Below are 7,036 nucleotides of genomic sequence, written 5' to 3'. Positions count from 1 at the left end.
CTTCTTTAAAGTCTCGCACTTCAGATAGGCAGCGAATCTCCTTCTTTAAAGTCTCACACTTTAGATAGGCAGTGAATCTCCTTCTTATATAATAAGTATATATCAACACATACAGTACGTCAAATTCTTTTTTAATACCATTCTTTTCCATTGTATTCTGCATTTTCTAAATCTATTCTTTCCCAACCACCAAATTTTTTAATATATAAATTTTTAAGTTTGTTATATTCCTTATCTTCTACTTTTTCTGTATAGTATTGGTTATAATAGCAAATTAAACATTATGTAAATATAAACCTACCAAAAAAAATAAAAAAAGTTACTAAAAAATATATTCTAGCTACTCTTTTATTTAGATTAGTTACTATTGTTTATTTGATAGATTGTAAATGTTTGATGAGAAACCAATTAAAATACAAACTAATGCAGGGAAGTAACCTATATTATTAGATGTTTTAACGTATAGTTTAAGCAATAAAAAACATTAGATTTCTACTATAAAATATATAGGAATAAATTTTTTATTTCAAAATATTGACTTTTCCATATAACAACTCCGTTAATTAATTTACATATAATCATCCTTATTAAGTACGTACCCGAATCAAATCAATTTAAACAAAGAATTCAATATCTTAAAAATTACAAGTTATATTATTTTATATATTTTGACTAAATAGAGTATGGCTGTCATATCAGGTTGAAGAAAATCTAAAATAGACATGAAAATAAAGGTTGAACTACTATAAACTACTACCTATGTCAAGGACATAGGTAGTAGTTCAAGCAAAAATATCATGTCGGAAACAGCGAAAAGCTAAAAACCATCATGACGTCTCCGACCAAAAAATCATGCAGGAATCCGCAAAAAGCCCAAAACCCTCATGACCATCTAAGCCAAAATATCATGTTGGAAACAGCAAAAAGTGCAAAACCATCATGATGACCACGAACAAAATTTCATGAAGGAATCCACAAAAAGCCCAAAACCCTCATGACTCCACCAAACAAAAAGTTATGCAGGAATCTGCAAAAAGCCCAAAACCCTCATCCCCCTTATTTAACCAGGATTTAACCCAGTTCAAAAAAATAATTTTTTATGCGTAAAATAGCATATTTTCCATTTTAATGGTATAATTTATGTGATTTTGTTTAAGGGAGGATATATGAAAAAATTAATATTAACAATGGCTTTATTGTTGACTTTAACAGCATGTTCAAGTGACAAGGAAACCGTAAAAGAAACCAAGATTGAAACAGGTCAAGAAATGACAGAAAATAAAGAAAATGATTCTACAAATGCATATACTTTTGAGGCTAATGGTGTAAAATTTACTACAGGTGATAAGACACAAATTGCTTTAGATGCTTTAGGAAAGTACAATGAAACTTTATCAGCACCTTCATGTGCCTTTGAAGGGGAAGATACTGTATATAAATATGATGGTCTAGAAATCTATTCATACGATAAAAATGGTGAAGAATATATATCTGGTATATTTTTACTAGAAGACACTTCTACTCCAGAAGGTTTAAAAATTGGTTCAAGTAAAGAAGATATGATCAAATTATATGGAGAAGACTTTACTGAAAACATTGGTTCATATACTTATAATGACGGAAAAACAAACTTTATAGTTGTAATTAATGACGATAAAGTAGTTTCTATTTCATACATAATCGAAGCTTAGGACTTTACTGATGTTATTTTCATCACCAGTATTTGTATTTATTTTTTTACCAATAATTATTTTAATAAATCTATTGTTGCCAATTAAATTGAGTAATATCTGGTTGCTTCTTGCTTCCTTAGTATTTTATGCATGGGGGGAACCAGTTTATATTATTCTTTTATTAATTTCTTCTTTAGTAAATTACTTTTTTGCTATCTTGATTAAGAAGAATGATGAGAAAAAACCTGCAAAGAAAGCGTATTTAACATTAAATATAATTTTTAATTTGGGGCTTTTAGGAGTATTTAAATATAGCAATTTTGTTATTGACACTATAAATAATTTATTAAATACAAATATAGATTTAGTTGATATAGCACTTCCGATTGGGATTTCTTTTTATACTTTTCAAACTATGTCATATGTTATAGATGTGTATAGGAACAAGGTCGAAGTGCAAAATTCATACCCTAAACTTTTGCTTTACATATCATTCTTTCCTCAGCTGATAGCAGGACCTATTGTAAAATATAGGGACATAGAAAGAGAGATTGATAATAGGACTGTAAACTTAAATAAAATGACCCTGGGTATGGAAAGATTTATTATAGGTCTAGGTAAAAAAATGCTTATTTCCAATACTATGGCCTTTGTTGCTGATAGTATCTATGCTCTAGAAGCCTATCAAATAAATGCTTTTGTGGTATTGATAGGGGCTATTTCCTACATGCTACAGATATATTTTGACTTTTCAGGCTACTCAGATATGGCTATAGGTTTGGGAAAAATATTTGGGTTTAATTTCTTAGAAAACTTTAATCACCCATACATATCCCAGTCCATTCAAGAATTTTGGAGAAGGTGGCATATATCGCTATCTACCTGGTTTAAAGAATATGTATATATACCACTCGGCGGGAATAGAAAAGGTAAATTTAGGACAGTATTGAATAAAATCATTGTATTCTTTTTAACTGGTTTGTGGCATGGGGCTAGTTGGAATTTTGTTGTATGGGGTTTGTTTAATGGTTTATTCTTACTTTTAGAAGAACTAGTTTTAAAGCTTAAAAAATGGCCGAGATTTATTAGACATATCTATACAATCACAATAGTCCTAATTTCCTTTATATTTTTCAGAGCAGATACAATGTCACAAGCTTTAGATTTCATAGGTGGCTTGACTAACTTTTCAACAATGAGCCCAGAAGTTAGTGGATTAATGGATACTTTAATAAATGTAAAATTTATCTTTATATTAATTTTAGCTATTATAGGATCTACACCTTTGGTGAAAAGATTATTAGACAGGATTAATATAAATCTTAAATTTATTTTCTTAATTATTGTTTGGATTTTATGTTTATTAAACTTATCAGCTGCTACTTACAATCCATTTATTTACTTTAGATTTTAGGAGGGCTTATGAAAAAGAAAAATAAAACGATATTTTTAGCTATAGTTTTTATAACTATGACCCTTCCTATGCTAGGGCTGGTATTTAATGTTAAAAATAAAAATGTTGAAAATAGGCAATTGCAAGAATTCCCAGAATATAATTTAGACTTTACTAAAAATTTTGAAGGATACTGGCAAGAGCAATTTCCTTTTAGAAATCATTTTATAACAGCTTATAATCTTGTAAATCAATCACTATTCAATTTAAGTGGGAATGACAAGGTTGTTTATGGCCAAGATGGATTTCTATATTTAGCTGAAACTACAAAAGATTATCAAAATTCAATTTACTTTAGCCAAGCAGAGCTTGGTAAAATTGAAAGTTATTTCAATCTTATAAATAAAAGATTAAAAGAAAATGGCATAGACTTACATGTGATGGTTGTTCCAAATAAAAATACTATTTATCCAGAATATATGCCGGATAATATAAAAAAAATAACCGACAATGATAATTTAGATAATTTTTACAAGATAGATTTTCCTTTTAATAATATTAACTTGAAGGAAAATTTATTGGCTGAAAAAAAATCGCAAGATGACTTTATTTATCACAAGGAAGATTCTCACTACAACAATTTAGGAGCAGCTTTTACTCATTCTCTTATTTTAGAAGAGCTAGGATTAAAGGCTGAAACTTTACTAGATAAAGATTATAAGATAAATAAAGACTTCCAAGGGGACTTGACTACCATTTTGTACCCAGCTAGTGAAAAGTTAGATTATAATATGGATTTTGATTTACATACAAATTATATCTTTACTAGGCCCTTAGGATCTTTTGATGATTTACAAATAGAAACTATTTCAAAATCTGAAAATCCAAGTCTGTATATGATCAGGGATTCCTTTGCCAGAGCCTTGATACCAATGTTATCAAATGATTTTTCAAAGGTGACTTATTCAAGAGTTATCCCTTATTATATAGAGGAAGTCATAAAGGCAAAGCCTCAAAATCTCTTGATAGAAATAGCTGAAAGAAACATGTATCATTGGCTAAAAACAACACCTATCATGGAGATGAAGCCTACAGATATAAGTTTTGATGGCGAAACCAGAAAGGGTGAAGATCTTTTAGTAAGATATTCAAATGAAGAAAAGCATAAGCTTCATCATTTGAATATAAAAGTTGAAAACCAATCTTTAGCAAAAACTATGGAAGAAGTGTTTTTAATTAATAGTAATGGTGATATTTACCCAACCTTCCCGGTTTATGAAAGAAAAGACCTGGATAAAATCGATATTACATATGGATTTTCCTTATATACAGGTGAAAAATTAAAGTTAGACCAAGCAAAAATTATTTATAAGATAGATGGTAAATATTTAGAATCAAATATAATAAAAATGGAAGGGGATTAAAATGGATTTCTTAAAAAATAAAAAAATAGTAGTATCTACATTGGGGGCTTTAGCTTTAATCACCGCCCTTATTTTAGGTTTAGTTTTGAAAAGCGGATATTTGAAAAACAAGCTTGAACTTGAAATAGGAGAAGAAGTTAAAGCGGAATTGTTCTTAAAAGAAGGAGTAGAAGTTAAAGAAGTAACTTTTGTAAGTGACCTAGATAAGCTGGAATTAGATGTTCCAGGAGAGTTGGACTTAGAAATAAAAGTTATTTCTAATAATGACAAAGAAACTGTAGAAAAAACTAAACTTGTTTTAGTAGATACTACTAGTCCAGAAGTAAAATTGAAAGAAGTTTCTATAGGTAGGGATGTAGATGTTAAACCAGAACTATTTATAGAGGAAGAAAAAGATAACACAAAATTAAAACATGAATTTGTAAATCCGATAGATATGGGAAAAAACGAACAAGATGTTGAAATTATTTCTACAGACTTAGGTGGGAATTCTGTTACAAACAAAACTAAATTAACTTTATTAGACATTAAGTCTAAGGTGACTAAAGAATTAGGTAGCCAACATGAATTAAATGCTTCAGATATTTTGTATGAACAAGACTCAGATATAGAAATAGAAATAATAACAAGCATTGAAGAATTACAAGCTATGGGTCTTGGTGAACATGAAGTTAAGATTAAAGTTGATGGTGAAGATGCTATCCTTATCCTTGAAATTGTTGATACTATTGCTCCAGAAGCTATATTGAAAGATTCTCCAGTTTTATATATTGGCTACGAAGTAACTGCAGAAGCTTTGATAGCAGACTATAAGGATAAAAGTAAAGTAAAAACATCATTCAAAGACGGTAAAGTGCCTGAAGTTAACAAAGTAGGAAAGTTTACAACTATAATTGTATTAACTGATGAGGCTGGAAATACTACAGAAGTAGAAGTTCCTTATGAAGTGAAAAAAGATGATGAGGCTCCAAGTATAATAGGGGCTATGGATATAACAATTGGACTAAATCAAGATCTAAAAAGTAAGCTTAATGTTGCTATAGATGATAATGTTGATAAAAATCCTAAATTAACCATTGATGATTCTAAAGTAAATCTTAAGAAAGAGGGAAAATATCCAGTAACCTATATTGCTAAAGATAAGGTAGGCAATGAAAACAAGAAGACTATCACAGTGACAGTATCTTCCGAAGTTAAAGAGAAGAAGGTTCAAAAACTTGGTGATAAGAAAACTAATAGTGTAAATGTATATACTCCTTTAGGCGATACAGGAAATGTTGCACTGAATAATGCTACAGACAGGATCTTAAGTAATATTATCAATGATAGTATGTCAAATTCTCAAAAATCATCAGCGATATACGCTTTTATGAGTTCAATTAGATATAGGACAGGATCTGTGACTAATGGATATGCTACAGATGCATTAAATACTTTGAGTGCTAGGACGGGTAATTGTTTTGGTATGACCCATACCGCTCAAGCCTTATATACTAGGGCGGGTATACCAAATAGAACAAGGATACAAAAAGACAGAACCCATTCATGGTTGCAAGTAAATATAGGTAATGGTTGGCAAAATATAGACCTTAGCCATAGACGTTACCTATATTCAGATGCAGCCTTACAAAACTTCTTTACAAGAATAGGTAAAAATTATGGTGACATAACTGGTTCTGATAAAGTATCTAAAGCTATTGCAAGATATATTGAAGATGGAAGTAGAAAAGAGCTAGCACCAACAGTAGAAAAAGAAGGAAATGTAGGTTCACCATATTCATTTGAAAGATTAACATTCCCAGGTTATAAATTAAAATATGATGCTAGAAATGCTAAAGGTGAATTTAATACAGATACAACCTATGTCACTTTTGTTTACGAGAAAGATACAAGCCAAAGTCAAGTAAATAAAGATAAGCTACAAGCTGCTATAAAAAACGCTGAAGCCAGATTAAATACAAATGGCTTATCACAATCTTACATTGATAATTTGAATAGCTTATTGAAACAAGCTAAAAAAGTTTATAAATCATATAATTATAAACAGGCAGAGGTTGATAATATTACTGAGACCTTGGTTAAATTAACAAGTTCTTATGAATTAAAAGCAGATACCAGATCTTTAGAGCGTACAATTAATAGTGCCAAAGCCTATTTAAGATCTTCAAAATATACCATATCTAGCTTAAATAAGTTAAGAAGTGCTGTAAATAATGCTGAAAGTAAATTAAATTCAAGTTTGAGCAATTATGATATTGAAGTGCTGGAACAAGCAATAAATTCTGCTATAAACTCTTTAGTAGAAGAAAGACCTGTAGAAACTCCTAAAGAGACTGAAAAGGAAATTCCTAAGGAAACTGAAAAAGAAACGGTGAAGGAAACTCCTAAAGAAACAGCAAAAGAAACTGCTAAAGAAGTAGTAGATAAAGTTGAAGAGGAAAGTGCTCAATCTAAACCTGTTAATTCCGAAGAGAACAATTAATTTATATTTAAAAGGTGGTGTTGCAGATTAGTTAAATTTAGTCTGCACATCACCTTTTTTCTTA

The 7,036-nt window shown here is 29.7% G+C and carries 4 protein-coding genes; all 4 read left to right on the top strand.

All coding sequences use genetic code 11. The annotated features are described in order from the left end of the window. Positions 1–1,166: 1,166 nt before the first annotated feature. The 4 genes from Q0U66_RS04900 to Q0U66_RS04885 are packed head-to-tail and all read left to right on the top strand — an operon-like array spanning position 1,167 to position 6,972. Positions 1,167–1,691 (top strand): hypothetical protein, encoded by a 525-nt coding sequence (locus Q0U66_RS04900; RefSeq protein WP_297378106.1) that lies wholly within the window; start codon positions 1,167–1,169, stop codon positions 1,689–1,691. Positions 1,692–1,701: 10 nt separating this feature from the next. After that, positions 1,702–3,087, top strand: a complete 1,386-nt coding sequence (locus tag Q0U66_RS04895; protein ID WP_297378103.1) for an MBOAT family O-acyltransferase — start codon at positions 1,702–1,704, stop codon at positions 3,085–3,087. Positions 3,088–3,095: 8 nt separating this feature from the next. After that, on the top strand, positions 3,096–4,490 hold the full coding sequence (locus tag Q0U66_RS04890) for a hypothetical protein (protein ID WP_297378100.1): 1,395 nt from the start codon (positions 3,096–3,098) through the stop codon (positions 4,488–4,490). 1 nt (position 4,491) lies between these two features. Then, positions 4,492–6,972 (top strand): transglutaminase domain-containing protein, encoded by a 2,481-nt coding sequence (locus Q0U66_RS04885; RefSeq protein WP_297378097.1) that lies wholly within the window; start codon positions 4,492–4,494, stop codon positions 6,970–6,972. Positions 6,973–7,036 lie beyond the last annotated feature (64 nt).

The organism is uncultured Helcococcus sp. (assembly GCF_946998255.1).
In the GTDB taxonomy this organism is placed as follows: domain Bacteria; phylum Bacillota; class Clostridia; order Tissierellales; family Peptoniphilaceae; genus Helcococcus.
The sequence above is the reverse complement of the archived record's forward strand: the minus strand, read 5'-3'. Positions and strand labels throughout refer to the sequence as shown.

Bases quoted from the DNA above. Each gene is read 5' to 3' on its own strand.
- Q0U66_RS04900 (WP_297378106.1), top strand. From the start codon at position 1,167: ATGAAAAAATTAATATTAACAATGGCTTTATTGTTGACTTTAACAGCA.
- Q0U66_RS04895 (WP_297378103.1), top strand. From the start codon at position 1,702: ATGTTATTTTCATCACCAGTATTTGTATTTATTTTTTTACCAATAATT.
- Q0U66_RS04890 (WP_297378100.1), top strand. From the start codon at position 3,096: ATGAAAAAGAAAAATAAAACGATATTTTTAGCTATAGTTTTTATAACT.
- Q0U66_RS04885 (WP_297378097.1), top strand. From the start codon at position 4,492: ATGGATTTCTTAAAAAATAAAAAAATAGTAGTATCTACATTGGGGGCT.